Annotated in this window: 13 protein-coding genes; 5 read left to right on the top strand and 8 right to left on the bottom strand. The window is 72.2% G+C overall.

What is annotated here, in order from left to right:
• Positions 1-230 precede the first annotated feature (230 nt).
• Complete coding sequence (locus NMK34_RS07645; protein ID WP_318332824.1) at positions 231-614, top strand: PH domain-containing protein; 384 nt, start codon at positions 231-233, stop codon at positions 612-614.
• An 8-nt stretch (positions 615-622) separates the two neighbouring features.
• On the opposite strand, the gene NMK34_RS07640 is transcribed toward NMK34_RS07645, so the two are convergent.
• Complete coding sequence (locus NMK34_RS07640; RefSeq protein ID WP_318332823.1) at positions 623-1,549, bottom strand: 2-hydroxyacid dehydrogenase; 927 nt, start codon at positions 1,547-1,549, stop codon at positions 623-625.
• Positions 1,550-1,691: 142 nt separating this feature from the next.
• Here NMK34_RS07640 and NMK34_RS07635 point away from each other — a divergent pair, with 142 nt between their 5' ends.
• The 3 genes from NMK34_RS07635 (at position 1,692) to NMK34_RS07625 (ending at position 6,426) form a co-directional block, all read left to right on the top strand.
• Positions 1,692-3,497 carry a SpoIIE family protein phosphatase gene (locus tag NMK34_RS07635; RefSeq protein ID WP_318332822.1) on the top strand — a complete coding sequence of 602 codons (1,806 nt, stop codon included), beginning with the start codon at positions 1,692-1,694 and terminating at the stop codon, positions 3,495-3,497.
• A gap of 86 nt (positions 3,498-3,583) precedes the next feature.
• Positions 3,584-4,759, top strand: coding sequence for a PQQ-dependent sugar dehydrogenase (locus tag NMK34_RS07630; RefSeq protein ID WP_318332821.1), 1,176 nt, complete (start codon positions 3,584-3,586; stop codon positions 4,757-4,759).
• A gap of 53 nt (positions 4,760-4,812) precedes the next feature.
• Positions 4,813-6,426 (top strand): metallophosphoesterase, encoded by a 1,614-nt coding sequence (locus NMK34_RS07625; RefSeq protein WP_318332820.1) that lies wholly within the window; start codon positions 4,813-4,815, stop codon positions 6,424-6,426.
• A 325-nt stretch (positions 6,427-6,751) separates the two neighbouring features.
• On the opposite strand, the gene NMK34_RS07620 is transcribed toward NMK34_RS07625, so the two are convergent.
• Together NMK34_RS07620 and gatB are read right to left on the bottom strand one after the other, a co-directional pair.
• The gene (locus NMK34_RS07620; RefSeq protein WP_318332819.1) at positions 6,752-9,109 is read right to left on the bottom strand and encodes a transketolase-like TK C-terminal-containing protein; all 2,358 of its coding nucleotides are present in this window, start codon (positions 9,107-9,109) and stop codon (positions 6,752-6,754) included.
• A gap of 116 nt (positions 9,110-9,225) precedes the next feature.
• Positions 9,226-10,719 (bottom strand): Asp-tRNA(Asn)/Glu-tRNA(Gln) amidotransferase subunit GatB, encoded by a 1,494-nt coding sequence (gatB, locus tag NMK34_RS07615; RefSeq protein WP_318332818.1) that lies wholly within the window; start codon positions 10,717-10,719, stop codon positions 9,226-9,228.
• A 140-nt stretch (positions 10,720-10,859) separates the two neighbouring features.
• Between gatB and NMK34_RS07610 the strand changes: the two genes are divergently transcribed.
• A complete protein-coding gene (locus tag NMK34_RS07610) occupies positions 10,860-11,093 on the top strand; it encodes a hypothetical protein (RefSeq protein WP_318332817.1) in 234 nt (77 codons plus the stop codon).
• 11 nt (positions 11,094-11,104) lie between these two features.
• Here the strand turns inward: NMK34_RS07610 and NMK34_RS07605 are convergent, their stop codons facing one another.
• The 5 genes from NMK34_RS07605 to NMK34_RS07585 form a co-directional block, all read right to left on the bottom strand.
• Positions 11,105-11,734 carry a DUF4276 family protein gene (locus NMK34_RS07605; protein ID WP_318332816.1) on the bottom strand — a complete coding sequence of 210 codons (630 nt, stop codon included), beginning with the start codon at positions 11,732-11,734 and terminating at the stop codon, positions 11,105-11,107.
• The gene (locus NMK34_RS07600; protein WP_318332815.1) at positions 11,734-13,128 is read right to left on the bottom strand and encodes an AAA family ATPase; all 1,395 of its coding nucleotides are present in this window, start codon (positions 13,126-13,128) and stop codon (positions 11,734-11,736) included. The genes NMK34_RS07605 and NMK34_RS07600 overlap by 1 nt, the downstream gene beginning before the upstream one ends.
• Before the next feature lie 10 nt (positions 13,129-13,138).
• Positions 13,139-14,614, bottom strand: coding sequence for an Asp-tRNA(Asn)/Glu-tRNA(Gln) amidotransferase subunit GatA (gene gatA / locus NMK34_RS07595; RefSeq protein WP_318332814.1), 1,476 nt, complete (start codon positions 14,612-14,614; stop codon positions 13,139-13,141).
• A gap of 76 nt (positions 14,615-14,690) precedes the next feature.
• A complete protein-coding gene (gatC, locus tag NMK34_RS07590; protein WP_013284468.1) occupies positions 14,691-14,996 on the bottom strand; it encodes an Asp-tRNA(Asn)/Glu-tRNA(Gln) amidotransferase subunit GatC in 306 nt (101 codons plus the stop codon).
• Positions 14,997-15,101: 105 nt separating this feature from the next.
• Complete coding sequence (locus tag NMK34_RS07585) at positions 15,102-17,642, bottom strand: putative bifunctional diguanylate cyclase/phosphodiesterase (protein WP_318332813.1); 2,541 nt, start codon at positions 17,640-17,642, stop codon at positions 15,102-15,104.
• Positions 17,643-17,747: the final 105 nt, after the last annotated feature.

The following is a 17,747-nucleotide window of genomic DNA, read 5'->3' as shown; positions in this document are numbered from 1 at the left end:
GGGCGGTAGGGGCACGCATCGGCGGGGACCGCTGCGGCCACGCCTAGAAACGATCCCGGAAGCGCCCGGTGACGTCACCGCACCAGTGACGTCCGTCACATCAATAGACGGCCCCCCGACACGAAATCTTTGAAGGAAACGGCCCCCAGAGGGCCCCACGCTTCCACGATCTGCGGCGGGTGGGGATGCCCGCGGGGTGGCGTGGGCTGGTCGGGTGGGATCATCGGGAGGTGAGCCGCGCCGATACCGTCCGTTTCCGTCACAACCAGGCCATCCTGGTCGCCGCGATCGTCGCCTTCATCGGCGCGCTGCCCCTGGCCTCCGCCCGCTGGTGGCTGCTGTGGGTGCTGCTCGTACCGCTCGCCGTCGCGGTCTGGGCGTGGCGGGCCGGCACCGACGCCGACGCGCGGGAGCTGCGGCTGCGGGCGCTCGTCGGGCAGCGCCGGGTGCCGTGGAACCGGGTCGCCGAACTCGCCGGTGATTCCCGCGGCCGGGCGATGGCCCGGCTCGACGACGGCGAGGTGGTGATGCTGCCGGCGGTACGCGCCACCGAGCTGCCCCGGCTGATCGCCGTCACCGGGCAGGAACTACCGGACGCCGACGGCGATCAGTAAGCCGGCGATCAGTAGCCGTCGACCACCCGGTTCGTCAGCTCCTCCCCTGCCACGTAGCGGCGCAACTGCTCGCCCACCAGGCGGTACGCGCGGGGCAGCAGCCCGCGTACCGAGCCAGCGACGTGCGGGGTGAGCAGCACGTTCGGCAGCTCCCACAGGGGATGGTCGGCGGGCAGCGGCTCGGGATCGGTGACGTCCATCGCGGCGCGCAGGCGGCCCGAGGTCAGCTCGGCAACCAGCGCCGACGTCCGCGCCACCGGCCCTCGGGCGGCGTTGACGAGCAGTGCGCCGTCCGGCATCGCGGCTAGGAAACGCTCGTCGACCATGCCCCGGGTCTGCTCGGTCAGCGGCACCAGGAGCACCACCACGTCCGCCTCCGGCAGCAGCGCGGGCAGCTCGTCGACCCCGTGCACGCCCTGGTCGGGGCGCGGCGTACGGGCCACGAGCGTGAACGTCACCTCGAACGGGGCGAGCCGGTCGCGGACCGCGGTGCCGATCGAGCCGGCGCCGACGATGAGCACCCGCTTGCCGGCCAGCTCGTCGGTGGGCGCCACCTCGTCGTACGCCCACTCGCGCCGGGCCTGCGCCCGGGCCAGCGGCGCGAACCCGCGCAGCGAGGCGAGGATCGCGGCGACGACCCACTCGGCGGTGGGCGAGTCGTGCACGCCCCGGGCGTCGCAGAGGGTCACGCCGTCGGGCATCCGTCCCGCCCAGGCGTCCGCTCCGGCGGAGAGCAGTTGGACGACCTCGACGTCGGGCAGCTCGGTGAGGAGCGCGCCGGCGTCCGGGCCGGACAGGAACGGCGGCACCCAGAACCGCACCCCGGACGGCGACGACGGGAGCCGGTGCGGGTCGTCCAGCACCTCCACGGTGACGCCGGGTGGCAGTTCGCCGAGCAGCCGGCGGCCTTCGGGGTGCGGGAGCCATACCTTCACGACCGCCGACGATATCGGCCCCGGCCGGGCGGTGCGGCGTGACCCGTGACGAACACCGCGCCGGGAATGGAGTGGCGGTCCGGCGGGGTATAACCGAGGACGGGATGCCGGTCGGGTGTTCCGCTTGCTGAGGGCGGTGGCGATGAGCGAGGACGGCCGGGGACGGGTGTCCGTGCCGATTCCGGCGCTCGCCGACCCCGACCGGTTGCGCTCACTCGACGAGACGCGGCTCGACGCCGTACCGGACGAGGCGTTCGACAGGTTCGCGCGGCTGGTCGGGGATCTGCTGGACGTACCCGTCGCGCTCGTCTCCCTGGTGGACGCGGACCGTCAGTTCTTCCCCGGCGCGACCGGGCTGCCGGAGCCGTGGGCGGCTCGCCGGGAGACGCCGCTGACTCACTCGTTCTGCCAGCACGTCGTCGACATCGAGATGCCGCTGGTGCTGCCCGACGCCCGCCTCTACCCGCGCGTACGCCTCAACCTGGCGATCGAGGACCTGGGCGTGGTCGCGTACGCGGGCATGCCGCTGACCGACCTGGACGGGCGGGTGCTCGGCTCGCTCTGCGCGATCGACAGCAAGCCCCGGGCCTGGACCAAGGAGCAGTTGCGGACGCTCGCCGACCTGGCCGCCGCGTGCTCGTCGGAGTTGCGGCTGCGCATCGCGGTCCGCGGCGCCGAGCAGGCCCGCCGCCGCGCCGAGGAGGCGCACGACCGGCTCGCCATGCTGGCCGGGATGAGCGAGATGCTCGGCGGCACGCTCGACGTGGCCACCGCGGTGGACCGGCTCGGGCACGCGATGGTGCCGCTGCTCGCCGACTGGTGCCTGATCACGCTCGTCGACCCGGCGGGCCGCCCGCGCACCGTCACCGGCGTGCACCGGGACGCCGAGCGCGGACCCGACCTGGCCCGCTTCGCCGAGTTGCTGACCACAGGCCTCAGCGCGGAGTCGCAGATCCGGTCGGTGCTGCGTACCGGGCGGCCGGTGGTGCGGGCAGTGGCCGGCCTGGACGACGTGGCGCGCGGCACGACACGCCCGGAGCTGGTGCCGCTCGCCGAGCGGCTCGGCGTCGGTTCCCACCTGACCGTGCCGATCACCGCCGCCGGGGACCGGGTGATCGGGGCGGTCACGCTGGTCAACCGTCTGGGGCGGCGCGGTTTCGACCCGAGCGACCTGCGCACCGCGCAGGACATCGGGGTACGCGCCGGACAGGCGGTCGGAAACAGCCGGCTCTACGGCGAGCAGCGCCACGTCGCCGAGGTGTTGCAGCACAGCATGCTGCCGACTCTGCCGGCCGTGCCCGGGATCGAGCTGGCCGCCCGCTACCTGCCGGCCGCCGACCGGGTGGAGGTGGGCGGCGACTGGTACGACGCGTTCGTCCAGCCCGACGGCGAGTTGATCGCCGCGATCGGCGACGTCGCCGGGCACGACATCGAGGCGGCGGCCACCATGGGCCAGTTGCGCAACCTGGTGCGTGGCAACGCGTACGGGCGTGACGATCCGGTGGAGGATCTGATCGCCCACCTGGATCGGGCCATGGGCGGGCTGCGGGTGCCCACCGTGGCCACCGCCGTACTGGCCCGGATCCGTCCGGCCGCCGGCGGGCTGGCGGTCTCCTGGTGCAACGCGGGGCATCCGCCACCGCTGCTGGTGCGGGCCGACGGCACGGTGTCGGTGGCGGACGGCCGCGGACCGCTGCTCGGCCTGGCCCGGCCGCCCCGGCGCAGCGGCCGGATGCTGACCCTGGCACCGGGCGACACGTTGCTGCTGCACACCGACGGGCTGATCGAGCGCCGGGACCAGCCGATCGACGAGGGACAGGCCGAGCTGCTCGCCCACCTCGAGGCCGGCGGGCCGGGCGTACCGCTGGACCTGCTCTGCGACCGGCTGCTCGCCGCCGCGCACCGGCGCGAGGACGACGTCGCCCTGCTCGCGCTGCGGGCCGGCTGAACCGGCACTCCCCCGAACGGCCGGAGGCGGGCAGGGGTGCGCGCGACGCGCCCGGTTCGCCGGTCCGCCCGGCTAGGCTGGGGCGGGTGAGCCCGCGTCTTGCGTACCCCCGTGTCAGCCGCCTCCGGACGGCGCTGGCGGCGTCCTGCGCGGCGCTGCTGCTGGGCACCGCCGGCTGCGCCCTCGGCGAGCCCGAGCCGGACCCGGCCGGCGCCCCGCCCAACCTGCCCACACCGTCCGGCACCGCGAGCCCCGGCGGGGCCGGCCAGCAGGTGGTCGCCACCGTGCTGGCCAGGGGCCTGGAGGTGCCGTGGGGCATCGCGTTCCTGCCCGACGGCGGTGCGCTGGTCACCGAGCGGGACAAGGGGCGGATCCTCCAGGTCGGTCCGGAGTCCGGCCCGGACGGGCTGGCCGTGCGGCCGGTGCAGACCGTGCCGGACGTGGCCGCCGGCGGCGAGGGCGGCCTGCTCGGCATCGCGGTCTCTCCCGCGTACGCGAAGGACCGCACGGTCTTCGTCTACTACACGGCCGAGGACGACAACCGGATCGCGAAGATGCAGCTCGGGCAGGCGCCGAAGCCGATCCTGACCGGCATCCCGAAGTCCGGCACGCACAACGGCGGCGGGCTGGGCTTCGGCCCGGACGGTCACCTCTACGCGAGCACCGGCGACGCCGGGCGCACCGAGAACGCCCAGGACGCCAAGAGCCTCGGCGGCAAGATCCTGCGGATCACGCCGGACGGCAAGCCGGCGCCGGGAAACCCCACCGCCGGGTCGCCGGTCTGGTCGACAGGTCACCGCAACGTCCAGGGCTTCGCCTGGACGCCGGACAAGAAGATGTACGCGGTGGAGTTCGGCCAGAACACCTGGGACGAGATCAACCAGATCAACAAGGGCGGCAACTACGGGTGGCCCCGGGTCGAGGGGCGCGGCGACGACAGGCGCTACGTGAACCCGATCACACAGTGGCCCACCGGTGACGCCTCCTGCTCCGGCCTGGCGGCAGCGGACCGTCTGCTCGTCGCCGCCTGCCTGCGCGGCCAGCGGCTCTGGCTGGTGGAGCTGGCCGGTAACGGCACAGTCCTCGGTCAGCCGCGCGACCTGCTCAACGGCCGGTACGGTCGGCTACGGGCCGTCGCGGCGGCGCCCGACGGCTCACTGTGGGTGAGCACGTCGAACCGGGACGGGCGGGGTACGCCCACCGCCGAGGACGACCGCCTCCTGCGGCTCGTCTTCGCCGACGGTGGTGCCGGCCGGAGCTGATCCGGCCGGGCGGGTTTGTCAAGATCGCGCAGGGGGCAGGTCAGAATCTCAGCATGGACGGCCACGAGAACGAACAGCAGCGCACCGGGGACGAGGCGTCTCCGGAGCGCGGGCGCGCCCGCCGACTGACGGCGTGGCGGCCCGGCCACCGGCTGCGCCGGCTGGGTGTGGTGCTGGCTCTGCTCGCGGTCACGCTCGGCGGCATCGTGATCGGCACGTACGCGGGCGGCCACGTCGGCACCGACATCGGCCCGTTCCGGGCCGAACTGAAGCTCAGCCCGTCGCTGTCCGGCGGCACCACCGTCGACATCCCGCCGCTGGGCGCGCTGCTGCTGGACAGCCACGACGGTCCGGCGTACCTCACCGTCGAGGTGGGCTCGCTGGACCAGGGGCGCACCGAGGCGCTCATCGACGACCCGGCCAGCATCAGCCGGGCCAGCCAGTCGGCCGTCCAGGACGTCCGCGACGGCGTGATGCGGCTCGGGCTGCGTACGCTCGCCTCGGCCGTGCTGGCCACGCTGCTGCTGGCCGCGCTCGTCTTCCGGGACGTCCGGCGCACCGCGTGGGCCGGCGGTCTGGCGCTGGTCGTGACCGCCGGCAGCCTCGGGGTGGCCGCGAGCACGCTGCGCCCGCAGGCGATCGAGGAGCCGCGGTACGAGGGCCTGCTCGTCAACGCGCCGGCGATCGTCGGTGACGCGCGGCGGATCGCCAACGACTACACCAAGTACGCCGAGCAGCTCCAGCGGCTGGTCGGCAACGTCAGCAAGCTCTACACCACGGTCTCGGCGCTGCCGGTGGTGCAGCCGTCGCCCGGCACCACCCGGGTGCTGCACGTGTCGGACATCCACCTCAACCCGACCGGCTGGCAGCTGATCCGCACCGTGGTCGAGCAGTTCGGCATCGACGTGGTGGTCGACACCGGCGACATGACCGACTGGGGCAGCGAGCCGGAGGCCTCGTTCGTCGGGTCGATCGGCCTGCTCAAGAAGCCGTACGTGTTCATCCGCGGCAACCACGACTCGCCGCGCACCGCCGCCGCGGTGGCGCAGCAGCCGAACGCGATCGTGCTGAACAACTCGGTCACGACGGTGGGCGGGCTGACCATCGCCGGCATCGGCGACCCCCGCTTCACCCCGGACAAGGAGACCTCACCGGCCGGAAGCGGCCTCACCTCGACCGTCGCCGACCAGGTGATCGGTGCCGGTGAACAGCTCGCCGCCACGATCGGGAAGTCGCCGCGCAAGGTCGACATCGCGCTCATCCACGACCCCGCCTCGGCCGGCCCACTCTCCGGCACCTGCCCGCTGGTGCTGTCCGGGCACACGCACTCCCGGCAGGTGTCGAAGCTGCCGCAGGTGGAGGGCAAGCAGCCGACCACGCTGATGGTGCAGGGTTCGACCGGCGGTGCCGGGCTGCGCGGCCTGGAGGGCGAGAAGCCGACCCCGCTGACCATGACGGTGCTCTACTTCGACCAGCAGAAGCTGCTCCAGGCGTACGACGAGATCACCGTGGGCGGCACCGGGCAGTCGCAGGTCAACCTGGAACGGCACGTCATCCGCGACCCGGCCAAGGGCGACCAGGTCCCGGTCACCCCGACCCCGACCCGCGGCCCGTCGGAGTCGCCGTCACCGGGTACGACCACGCTGAGCCCCACCCCCACGAGCTGACGGCCCCGCTCTTCTCGCCTTTCTCGCGATCGGCCCGGTGCGCTGCCGCACCGACGCCCGGTCACTGCGCGTCATGAAGCCCGTCCGGAACCGGGATGCCCGCCGCCGGCTTTGCTCTGCACCCATCGGCGCGGCAGGCACCGAGCGTCACCGCCTGGGTGGGTGCAGAGCGGCGGACGCTCCATTCCGCCCCAGCTCAGGACGGTGATGCGGATATGGCTGCAGAGCAAAGGGGCCGAGAGGTGATCCCCGGGGTCGCCGGAGGCGGTTACTCTCCGCAACCAACCCAGCCGTCACGTTCCGTGAGAGAGAACCAGCCGCCGCCTCAGCGCAGCGCGATCGCGGCCAGCGCGGCGTTGACGATGCTGCCGGGCAGCAGGTCGTGCAGCTCGTACAGCTCCCGGACGCTGCCGGACTGGCCGAACTCGTCCACGCCGAGCGGCACCGCCGGGGCACCGACCGCCGAGCCGAGCCAGGCCATCGCGTGCGAGGCGGCGTCGTGCACGGTGACCACCGGCACCCGGTCGGCGAACGCCGACCGCAGCGCGCCGGGCACGCTCGGCACGGTGGCGGTCCGCACGCCCTGGCGCAGCGTCCGCTGCCACGCGCGGTAGAGCCGGTCCAGGCTGGTGACGTCCACGACGTGCGCGGCCACGCCCTCCTCCGCCAGCTCCGCGGCGGCGGCCAGGACCTCCGGCAGCACCGCACCGGAGGCGGCGAGCTGCACGACCGGGGCGTCAGCCAGATCGGGGTACGCCTGGTGCGCGTCGACGAGCCGGTACGCGCCGGCCACCACCTGCCGCCGCAGCACCGCGTCCCCGAGCCGCGCCCGGGCCGCCTCGAACGGCGCCTGGTCGATCGGCCGGGTGCTGAGCCGGAAGTAGTACGCCCCGTCCTCGGCCGGCGCGGCGGTGGCGGCCGGTGCGGAGCCGCCGGCGATCTGCCCGAGCGCGTCGCAGAGCAGCCAGTCGAGGCTGCCGGCGTACGCGGGCTCCAGGAACGTCACCCCCGGCAGCTCCAGGCCGACCGACGCGGTGATGGTGGACTGGTGCGCGCCGCCCTCGGGTGCCAGCGTGATGCCGGACGGGGTGCCCGCAACCACGAACCGGGAACCGGAGTACGTGCCGTAGAGGAACGCGTCGAGACCGCGCAGCACGAACGGGTCGTAGACGGTGCCCACCGGCAGCAGCGGCTGGCCGGACAGATCCCACGACAGGCCGAGCTGGCCCAGCAACAGGAACAGGTTCATCTCCGAGATGCCCAGCTCGATGTGCTGCCCGGCGGGGCTCTCGGTCCAGCGCAGCATCCGGTCCTCGGTCCAGGAGCGCTGCTCGGTCGGGGCGAACACGCCCGTCTTGTTGATGAACCCGGCCAGGTTGGTCGAGGTGGCCACGTCCGGCGCGGTGGTCACCAGGTAGGGCGCGACCTGCGGATCGCGGGCCAGGTCGACGAGCACCCGGCCGAAGACCTCCTGGGTGGAGACGGGCTTGTTCGCGCGTACCCTCGTGGTCTCCGGAACGGTGACGCCCAGCGCACGCTCGCGCGGCGGGCGGGACAGCGCCTCCCGGCGCTCGCCGGCCCGGATGCCGGCCGGGGACGCCGGGTCGAGGCGGTCCCACTCGGTCTCCGGGGTCAGGCCGTGCGCGGCGCGCAGCGCGTCGACCTGCTCGGTGGTGAGCAACGCCGAGTGGTTGCGCGGGTTGCCGGCGATGGGCAGACCCCAGCCCTTGACCGTGTACGCGAACACGACGCTGGGCCGGTCGGTGACCGCGTCGCACTGGGCGTACGCGTCGAGCATGGCCTGCGCGTCGTGCCCGCCCAGGTCGGTGACGAGCGGGCCCAGCTCGTCGTCGCCGATGTCGGCGACGAACGCGGCCACCTCGGCCGGCGCGCCGTCCAGGAACTGCTTGCGCAGCGCCGGGCCGGCCAGCCCGAACAGCGACTGGTACTGCTCGTTGGGCATCCGGTCGATCCAGTCGCGCAGCGCCGCGCCACCCGGCCGGGCGTACGCCTCGGCGAGCCTGCGGCCGTACTTGACCTCCACGACGTGCCAACCGGCTGCCTCGAACTGGCCGCGCCACTGGTTGATCCGGATGCCGGGGACGACCCGGTCGAGCGACTGGCGGTTGAAGTCGACGAGCCACATCACGTTGCCGAGCCCGGTGGTGGCCGGGTCGGCGACCGCCTCCCAGATGTTGCCCTCGTCCAGCTCGGCGTCGCCGATGATGGCGACGAACCGGGAGTGCGGGCGCGCGCCGAAGTGCGCGTCGACGTAGCGGCGGGTGACGGCGGCGAACAGCGGCGCGGCGGCGCCCAGGCCGACCGAGCCGGTGGAGAAGTCCACCTCGTCCGGGTCCTTGGTGCGCGACGGGTACGACTGGAGCCCGCCGCGCGCCCGCAGCTTCGGCAGGTACGACTTGTCGAGGTTGCCGAGCAGGTACTGGATCGCGTGGAACACCGGCGAGGCGTGCGGCTTCACCGCCACCCGGTCCTCGGCGTCCAGGTGCTGGAACCAGAGCGCTGTCATCGCGGTGACCAGGGAGGCGCTTGACGCCTGGTGGCCGCCGACCTTCACCCCGTCACCGGTGTCGCGGTCGTGGTTGGCCGCGTCGACGATGCGGGTGGCGAGCCAGAGCACCCGGCGCTGGATCTCGTCGAGGACGTCGAGGTCGTGCTGGTTCACGGTGACTCCATCCGGGCGTCGCCGTTGACGCCCTGTCCGGGGAGGGGTGGCGAGGCGTTAGGAAGGGCCCCTTCCCATGCACCAGGCGTTAAGAAGGGGCCCTTCCTTACGACACGTCAGGCGCCGAGGCGCGCCAGGATCAGCTCGCGGACGGTCTTCGCGTCCGCCTGGCCGCGGGTGGTCTTCATGACCGCGCCGACGAGCGCGCCGGCCGCCGCGACCTTGCCGCTGCGGATCTTGTCGGCGACGTCCGGGTTCGCGGCGATCGCCTCGTCCACGGCGGCGGTGAGCGCGCCGGTGTCCGAGACGACCTCCAGGTTGCGGTTGGTCATGATCTCGGTCGGCGAGCCCTCGCCGGCCACCACGCCCTCCAGCACGGTACGGGCCAGCTTGTCGTTGAGCTTGCCCGCGTCGACGAGGCCCTGCAGCTCGGCGACCTGGGCCGGGGTGGCGCCCACGTCGGCCAGTTCCACGCCGGTCTCGTTGGCGCGGCGGGACAGCTCGCCCAGCCACCACTTCCGGGCGGCGGCAGGGGTGGCACCGGCGGCGACAGTCGCCTCGATCAGCTCGACCGCGCCGGCGTTGACCACCGACTGCATGTCGAGGTCGGACAGGCCCCACTCCTGCTGGATCCGCTTGCGGCGCAGGCGCGGCAGCTCCGGCAGGGCGGCCTTCAGCTCGGCCACCCACGCGGTGTCCGGGGCGAGCGGCACCAGGTCCGGCTCCGGGAAGTACCGGTAGTCGGTGGCGGTCTCCTTGGACCGGCCCGACGTGGTGTCGCCGGTGTCCTCGTGGAAGTGCCGGGTCTCCTGGGTGATCCGGCCACCCGCCTCCAGCACCGACGCCTGGCGCAGCATCTCCGAGCGCACCGCCCGCTCGACCGAGCGCAGCGAGTTGACGTTCTTGGTCTCGGTGCGGGTGCCCCACTCCTCGCCCGGCCGGTTCAGCGACGTGTTGACGTCGCAGCGCAGCGAGCCCTCCTCCATCCGCACGTCGGAGACGCCGAGCGAGCGGATCACGTCGCGCAGCTCGGTGACGTACGCGCGGGCGACCTCGGGCGCGAGCGCGCCGGTGCCGGGGATCGGCTTGGTGACGATCTCGACGAGCGGGATGCCGGCCCGGTTGTAGTCGACGAGCGACTCGGTGGCACCGTGGATGCGGCCGGTGGCGCCGCCGACGTGCAGCGTCTTGCCGGTGTCCTCCTCCAGGTGCACCCGCTCGATGCCGATGCGCACCAGCTCACCGTTGACCTCGACGTCCAGGTAGCCGTCGAAGCACAGCGGCTCGTCGTACTGGCTGATCTGGAAGTTCTTCGGCATGTCCGGGTAGAAGTAGTTCTTCCGGGCGAACCGGCACCACTGCGCGATCGAGCAGTTCAGCGCCAGCCCGATCCGGATGGTCGCCTCGATGGCGGCCTTGTTCGCCACCGGCAGCGATCCGGGCAGGCCGAGGCAGACCGGGCAGACCCGGGTGTTCGGTTCGCCGCCGAAGTCGGTCGGGCAGCCGCACCACATCTTGGTGTTCGTGCCCAGCTCGACGTGGGTCTCCAGGCCGATCACCGGTTCGAAGCGCGCGACGACCTCGTCGTACGCGGGCAGTGTCGTCGTCATCTGAGCTCCAGGCGCGATCCGGACAGAACCGTTCCAGCCTAATCGGCTGGCCCGGCCACCCCGCTGCCGGGCTTCGAGATCACCGCGCGGGGACCCGCCGGGCCGGCATGGGAAAACCGACACCCGGGTACGTGTCGACCATGACGAATACGGGGAACGACTCGACGGCACGCGGCGCGCGGGCCAGGACGGTGCTGCTGGCCGTCGCCGCGGTGTGGCTGCTGGCCGTGCTGATCAGTTGGGGGCAGTGGTTGACCAGCGACGACCGCAATCCCGACAACGTGGCCCTGATGCTGGCCGCCATCGTGCTCCCCGGGCTGGTGACGGTCGCCGTCGCGCTGGTGCTGACCGGACGGACACGCAACGGACGGTGAGGCGTCGCGGGTCAGGTCTGCCGATAGCCCAGCCGAATCAACGTGTCACGAGTATCGGACCACCACTGGCGATAGGCCGGAACGCCATCGAGCTTTGCCAGTGATACCAGTTCGCCCAGTTGACCGAAATGATCAGTGGTTGAGCGGCTGATCCGGTCCATGATGTTGTTAAGAACCTTTTTAGGGTCAGCGATGCTTTCCACACGACGCGGCTGCTCGGGCAGCCCCATCTCCGCATCCGACCAACGAACTCCGAGCGCACTTCGCAATGCGTCACCGTCGGCCAACAGCCAGGCCTCCGTCTCGCGGACCGGCACCACGGCGATCAGTTGCTCGGCGCGATCCCCCCACAGGTCCCGTAGCGGTTGCAGCCACTCGGCTGCGACCCGCTCGGGGTTAGCTCCTTGGTCATGATGGAAGAATACAAGTGAGAAGCTGGCCGGATTCTTCTCCACGAGGCTCACGACGTCTGCCACTGAGCAGGGCCCTCTGCGCTCTCGCAAGGGCTGAACGTCAGCTACCTCGACCGTGTCCTCGAACTCCACCTGGCAAATCTCGGTCAGCGCCCTCGCCAACAGCCTCGGCAGAAACTGATCATCGGTGACACCCTCGGACACCAGCGCGGAGGTGAGGTACCGCATTAGTTGTCCAACTCCGCCATCACCTCGAACTCAGCAATCTCCCGTGGGCTGACTACACTGCCGACATCTAGCGCATCATCGATCGTGAGTTGCTGAGCGCCGGCAATCGAACGCCAACGGCTAACCCGGCTACGCGCCTTACCGCGTTGGACCCGGCTCACGACATCCATGAAAACTGCATCGGGGCGCACCTGCGTCTGCGCGGGTTCCAGTGCTCGTAGGATCGCCGGCGAATGACTACTCAGCACCAACTGAGTCAGCGCAGCGCCGTCCTTGCCAGATGCCAACGCACGTTCAACCAAGCTTCTGAGGTATCTGACGAACTGCGCGAGGCGCTGCGGAAAGATTCCGTTCTCCGGCTCCTCGAAGCAGATCAGCCCCGCGCCGCGCGGATCGTAGAGCGCCGCCAACAGCGCGATCGCCCGCAGGGTGCCGTCCGAGGCCACCCTCGCCGAGAACGGCGCCTCCTCCCGAGTAACCACTTCCACCTGACGTTGCCGACGTGCGTCGTCCTCGGCTAGCTGCACACGAACAACTCCGGGGATGACGGCTGCCAGATCGGCCGAGAGATCGTTCAGCGCTCCCTCCGGTCGGTCCGCGCTACCTGTCTCGTCTGCCAGTCGACGGAGGGTGTTTGCAAGGTGTCCCCCGTTGGCGGACAGGTTGTCCGGATCGTCATAGGAGTCTGGGGCACGCAGCGCGCTCGGGTCGAGGTGCAGAAGCCGCCATGACTGCATCTCTCGTTTGAGCGCATACAGCAACGGAAAATCGGTGGCGGTCGTCAGGCTGGACAACACCGTAGCCGTGGCGGCCGTGGCTGGCAGTTTCCGCTTCCGCCCCTGGTTACCCTGCTGTCTGATGCTGAATACCGGCCGCCCCTGGTCGTCATGCTCGGTCTCCAGCGGGTCGGCGGCACCCGGTCGATAGACGGCCAGACGCTTTCGCTGCTCCACGGTGAACTGTTCCATCCAGGTATCACCCGCACGCCGGATCCGCCGCACGGACTCACGGATGACATAAGGGCGCTGCGTCCCGCTGCTGCCCATTGACCGAAGTTCGATGGTCAGCTCGTAGCGAAGCCGCGAGTGGTTGACTTCAGCGGTGTCACCGAAGGCGTCAGTGACCGAGCGGTCCAGCAGCACCTCGACCGCGAACGACATGACATCGACCCATGTCCCGTCAGTGTGCTTGTGAAAAAGATCCGCGACATCGCCTCGCATGTGCTGGGCGGCTTCCAGGACCGGATCACCAGCCAACCGGCCAAGGAACTGGATGGCGTCGAAAAGGTTCGACTTTCCCGCTGCGTTCCGTCCGATAATTACAAGAAAGGGCGGGATGTCCAACGAAAAGTCGCGGAACGACTTGAAACCGTCGATCTCTATTCGCGTGAGCATCCCGCCCTCCTTACAGAGCCGGCGGGGTGAACGCGCCGACCGAGGACTCCAGCGCGGCGGCGACCCGGTACATCCGGTCGTCGGCCATGGTCGGCGCCATGATCTGGAAGCCGACCGGGAGCCCGTCGGACAGGCCGCACGGCACCGAGATGGCCGGGCCGCCGTACAGGTTCGTCGGGATGGTGAACAGGTCGGCCAGGTACATCTGGTACGGGTCGGCGGTACGCGACCCGATCGGGAACGCCACGAACGGCGTGGTCGGCGAGATCAGCGCGTCGACCTGCTCGAACGCGCTGGTGAAGTCCCGCGTGATGAGCGTGCGGACCTTCTGCGCCTGGCCGTAGTAGGCGTCGTAGTAGCCCGACGAGAGGGCGTACGTGCCGAGCATGATGCGCCGCTTGACCTCGGGGCCGAAACCGGCCTCGCGGGTCAGCGACATGACCTCCTCCAGCGACCGGTTGCCGTCGTCGCCGACCCGCAGGCCGAACCGGACGCCGTCGAACCGGGCCAGGTTGGAGGAGCACTCGCTCGGCGCGATCAGGTAGTACGCCGGCAGCGCGTACTTGAAGTGCGGGCAGGAGACCTCGACGATCTCGGCGCCCAGCTTCGCCAGCGCCTCGGCGGCGTCGCGGAACGCGGCCATCACGCCCGGCTCCGCGCCCTCGCCGGTGAACTCGGTGACCACGCCGAGCTTCACCCCGGTCAGGTCGCCGGTGGCGCCGAGCCGCGCCGCGGCCACCACGTCCGGCACCGGGGCCGGGATCGAGGTGGAGTCGCGCGGGTCGTGACCGCCGATCACCTGGTGCAGCAACGCGGCGTCGAGCACGGTACGCGCGCACGGGCCGGGCGTGTCCAGCGACGAGGAGAACGCGACCAGGCCGTAGCGGGAGGTGCCGCCGTAGGTGGGCTTCGCGCCGACGGTGCCGGTGACCGCGCCGGGCTGGCGGATCGAGCCGCCGGTGTCCGACCCGATCGACAGCGGCGCCTCGTACGCGGCCAGCGCGGCCGCGCTGCCACCGCCGGAGCCGCCCGGGATCCGGTCGGTGTCCCACGGGTTACGGGTCGGCCCGTACGCGGAGTATTCGGTGGAGGAGCCCATCGCGAACTCGTCCATGTTCGTCTTGCCGAGCATCACCGTGCCGGCGTCGCGCAGCCGCTCGACGATCGTCGAGTCGTACGGCGGGCGCCAGCCCTCCAGGATCTTCGACCCGACCGTGGTCGGCACGCCCTTGGTGGTGAGCACGTCCTTGACCGCGACCGGCACACCGGCGAGCGGGCCCAGCTCCTCACCGGCGGCGCGGCGCTCGTCCACGGCACGCGCGGCCGCCAGCGCCCCCTCGGTGTCGACGTGCAGGAACGCGTGCACCCGGTCGTCGACGGCGCCGATGCGGTCCAGGTGGGCCTGGGCGACCTCGACGGCGGAGGTCTCGCCGCTCGCCACCAGCCCGGCGATCTCGACAGCGGTCAACTTCGTCAGGTCGGTCATGCCGGCACTCCGCTTCGCTCCGTGCCGTCACGACCGACAGGCACGCTGAGCCTGATGATTCGCTCGCTGCGATCGCTCATGAGGCCACATCCTCGTCCAGGATCCGCGGGACGCGGAACCGCTGCTCCTCGGCGTCGGGGGCGCCCGACAGCGCCTCCTGCGGGGTCAGGCCCGGCCGCACCACGTCCTCGCGGAGCACGTTCGTCAGCGGCACGGAGTGGGACGTCGGCGGGATGTCCGCCGCGGCGACCTCGCCGACCTGCGCGACCGACTGGAGGATCACATCCAGCTGGCCGGCGAAGGTGTCCAGTTCCTCCTCCGTGACGGCGAGCCGCGACAGTCGCGCGAGGTGCGCGACCTCCTCGCGGGAGATGGCGGCCATCAGTGCCCCCTTCGTGGCTGTCCTGAGACGTCTGCGGTGGGCCGGCCGCGCGTGCGGGCGTGCTCGATGACGCGCGGTGACCGGAGCGAGTCTATTGTCCCGCCGTCACGACGACGCCTTCGACTCCCCCTCCGGCGCCGGACCGCCGCGTCCCACCGCCTCCGCCGGGCGTACCGGACGGTAGCGGGACAGCCAGGCCACCAGGTCCTCGGCCGGCATCGGCCGGGCGTGGAACCAGCCCTGCGCCACGTCACACCCGGCGGCGTGCAGCAGCCGCCAGGTGCGCTCGTCCTCCACGCCCTCGGCGACCACCCGCAGCCCGAGCGCGCCGGCCAGCTCGATCATCGAGCGGACGATCGCCGCGTCGTCCGGATCCTCGGCCATTCCGAGGACGAACGACCTGTCCACCTTCACCTCGGACAGCGGGAGCCGCCGCAGGTGTTGCAGCGACGAGTAGCCGGTGCCGAAGTCGTCGAGCGCGATGCCGACGCCGATGCGGTGCAGTTGGGTGATGCTGGCGAGCACCCGCCGCGGGTCGGCCATCAGCGCGCCCTCGGTGATCTCCACCTGGAGGCGCTCGGGCGGCACGCCGTACCGGGTCAGCCGGTCGGCGATCTGGTCGGCGATCTCGCCGGTGTGCAGGTCCCGGACGCTGACGTTGAGCGCGGCCCGCAGCGTGAGCCCGGCCGCCGACCACTTGGCGAGCTGCTCCACCACGTCGTCGACCACGCGGCGGGTGAGCAGCCGCATCACCGCGCTCTGCTCGGCGACCTGGATCAGTTCGCCCGGGTCGACCATGCCCCGGCGCGGGTGCCGCCAGCGCAGCAGCGCCTCGACGCCCACCACCTCGCCGGTGGCGATGGCGATCTGCGGCTGGTAGTACATGGTGATCTCGCCCGGGTGCCCGGACTGCTCGTCCGCCTCGGCCGCTGTGCTCCCGTCGGCGGTCGGCCCGATGACGCCCGGCGCGCCGGTGCTCACGGCGGCCTCCGCGTCCTGGGTGACGCCGACGTCGGCGGTCTCGGTCTCCGGCGCGAACTCCGCGTCGCCGACCACGAGCGGACCCGCGCCCGGTCCGCCGCCGGCCCGGGCGGCCCGGCGGCGGATCGGGTCGGCGCGGGTGAGGATCTGCTCGATCAGGTCGTCGTCGTGCCGCTCCTCCGCGCGGTCGCGGCGGCGCCGCAGCCACCGGTTCGGCCCGTCGCCGGACCGTCCCCGGCCGCCGTCGCGCGCCGGGCGCTGGTTGCGGGCCGGGCGGTCGGCCCGCACCGGCAGCGCCGGGGTCAGGGCCGCGCCGTCACCCCCGCGTACGCCGACAGTCTCCCCGCCCTGCGCGGACGGGCCGGACTCCAGCACCCGGCGCAGGTCGGCCAGCAGACTGAGGCGCTCGGCCGAGTTGTGGTCGGATTCCGGCGCGTAGACCGCCACCGTGTCGTTGCGGTGCTTCGCGTCGTACATGGCCACGTCGGCGTGACGCATCAGGGTGGCGAAGTCCTCGCCGTGGTCCGGGTAGAGCGCGATGCCGATGGCGCCGCCCACGTCCAGCGGCAGCCCGTCCAGCGGCACCGGTTCGGCGAGCGCGGCGACCACCCGGTCGGCCCGCTCGCGGGCCTGGTCGATGTCGGTGAGCCGGGGTACGACGATGGCGAACTCGTCGCCGCCGAGCCGCGCCACCATGTCACCGCCGTCCACAGCGCCCATCAGCCGGGCGCTCACCTCGACCAGCAGGCGGTCCCCCACGGCGTGCCCGAGCGCGTCGTTGACGTGCTTGAACCGGTCGAGGTCGAGCAGCAGCAGCGCCAGGTGCGCGTCCGGCGCACCCCGGGCGGCCCGCTCGCCGTGCAGGTGCACCTGCTCGGCCACCTCGGTGAGCAGCGCCTTGCGGTTGGGCAGCCCGGTGAGCGGGTCCACGTCGGCGAGCTGTTCGCGTTCCTCGGAGAGCCGGGCCATCCGGTAGACGGCGAACAGCGGCACCAGCACCAGCGGGATCAGCGCCGCGCTGGCCCGGGCGGCGGCCACCAGCACCGGCGCGAGCAGCAGCAGCGAACCGGTGGACAGCAGCTCGTACGCCAGGCCGCTGCGGACACTCGGCCACCACCTGTCGCCGAAACGCAGCCGGACCGCGGAGCTGACCAGCCCGTAGTTGACCACGAACCAGGCGAGCGTCGCGCCGCCCACCGCCGCCACGTCGGTCCAGTGCAGACGGCCGCCGCCGAACAGCTCGCCCGGACCGAGCCGGGTGACCGCGTACGCGGCGGCGAGCGCGCACGCGTACTGCGCGGCGTTGAAGCCGGTGCGCCAGGGCGCGTACCCGAGTCGCCAGCCGCTGACCGCCACGGCGACGGCCTGCACCGCGACGGCCGGGCCGAAGCCCCAGCCGAGCAGGATCGCGAAGGTGAAGCAGGTCGACGGGAACACCGCAGACGTCTGCCGGCGGCCGGGCGGGACGAACGGGCGGGCGTCGCAGGCGACGGCGAGCACCGCCATGGTCCAGAACGCGGCAGGCAGCTCGGTCAGCCGGTCGGCGAGCGCGACGAGCGGCCCGGCCGAGACCAGCAGGGCGACCGCGCCGATCGCGGCGACGAAGCCGAAGAACGGCCCGCTCCGTCCGGGCGGGACGGAGTTACGCGGGTCGCCGGTCTCCATCGCACCTCCCGGGGAACGTCCTGGCGCGCGCCGTCACGCGTCGTACGCCAATGAAACGCCCTCCGAGGCGATTTCCCCGACACGACAGTCACGAATCGGTCGGAG

Origin of the sequence: Micromonospora sp. BRA006-A (assembly GCF_033433935.1) — a bacterium.
Lineage (GTDB): Bacteria > Actinomycetota > Actinomycetes > Mycobacteriales > Micromonosporaceae > Micromonospora > Micromonospora aurantiaca.
The sequence above is the reverse complement of the archived record's forward strand: the minus strand, read 5'-3'. Positions and strand labels throughout refer to the sequence as shown.